Source organism: Bacillus fungorum (assembly GCF_002746455.1).
GTDB classification, from domain to species: domain Bacteria; phylum Bacillota; class Bacilli; order Bacillales; family Bacillaceae_G; genus Bacillus_A; species Bacillus_A fungorum.
This window is the reverse complement of sequence record NZ_NWUW01000114.1, coordinates 1-1,478: the sequence shown is the minus strand read 5'-3', so window position 1 is coordinate 1,478 and position 1,478 is coordinate 1. Positions and strand designations below refer to the sequence as shown.

General features: G+C 35.0%; 1 protein-coding gene. It reads left to right on the top strand.

The window, feature by feature from the left end:
* A partial coding sequence (locus CO726_RS30875) for a CpaE/TadZ family protein (RefSeq protein ID WP_099686821.1) occupies positions 1 to 1,451 on the top strand: 1,451 nt, incomplete at its 5' end.
* Between the last annotated feature and the right edge of the window lie 27 nt (positions 1,452 to 1,478).

Here is a 1,478-nt window from a genome sequence, read left to right as displayed (position 1 = left end):
ATTTACGTGAGGATTTTATTGGTGCGGGATTTGAAGTAGCTGATAGTGATGTGATGCACATCAAGTATCTAGATGAAATTCTAGATATGGAACAACCCAATATTTTATGTATTAATGACAAACGTTTAAATATTGATGCGGGACATGAAGAACAACGAGAATTAATTATTTTACAGAAACTAAGAGATATTCGATTTAATCGGGATATTCGTATTGTGGTATTTACAGAGCGTGAAAATGATGATGAGTTTTTGGCGAAACTGATTTATCTAGGTATCTATGACATTTTTAACTCTCGTAAAATTGATATTGATAATAAAGTAATCCCGCAGTTGCTGCAGGAATCGGATATTAAAAATGTAGCAGAGATTGTAGGAACAAGTCAGGCACCGCAACAAACAAAGTTGCCTGAGGTTCCTGTTGATGAGGAAGAAAAGGACGTATCAAGTGAATTAGAGGAAGGTGGCAACAGGGAACCTGCTTCTAAATCCAACAAACTATTTAAAAATAAGCAAAAGCGTAAGTCTGTTCCAGAGGAGACGCCCAAAGCACCAATTATTAAAAAGCAGTTTAAATTATCATTTGAACCTGTATATGAGAAACAGATTGGTATAGCAATTCCAAGGAAAACAATTGTTGTGGCCAGTATGAATAGGAGAAGTGGAGCTACTTTTGTTTCACATCTCCTAGCTGCCTATTTGAATGAACTACAGATTGATGTGAATTATATAGAGAATCTATATGATGATGGCTATACGTATCCGTTATTACAGGGATATACAGAAGCACCAGAAAACTATCGTAGTGAATTTATGCTACTGCGGTATAAGGAGATGTTACAGAAGGAATCCGATATATTATCGATTCCAAAGTGGAAGCAAGGAAAAATAAATTATATCGTAAAGAATCCTATTGTAGACCAGGAATTAAAAAATGAAACAGAACAGGACTTTGACCATTTTATTAAGGTTTTATTGGGTAACCAAGAAGCACCTATTTCTATTATTGATGCGGGGAGTGATTGGGATAAAGATTTATACCATGAGATATGTGAAATGGCAGATTACATATTCTTTGTAGCCGAACCAGATCTACATCAATTGCTAAAGATAGCGCATCCTCTTACACCAAAAGGGAGAAAGCTCGTTTCTTACTTAGCTTTAGAGAAAACGAGAATCATTGGGAATAGGTTTTCATCATCATTGTTAAAACACGAGGTAGTGGAAGAATGTTTAGGGCAGAAGTTATTAGCAGCTATACCACCTTATGGAATTGAGGATGTATTTGAAGCACAGTTAAATAGTAGCACTTTACTATCAAGTCGTAACTATTATAGAGAGTTAGAAGGAATAATGAAGAAGATAGCAGAGTTATTACTACCAAACGAATTGCTGAACCAAAAGAAAAATTCTATATTAAGTGGATTTCGATTCCGAAAGACCGAAAATTAAGAAGGAGTGATAAGGGATGCAAAAATT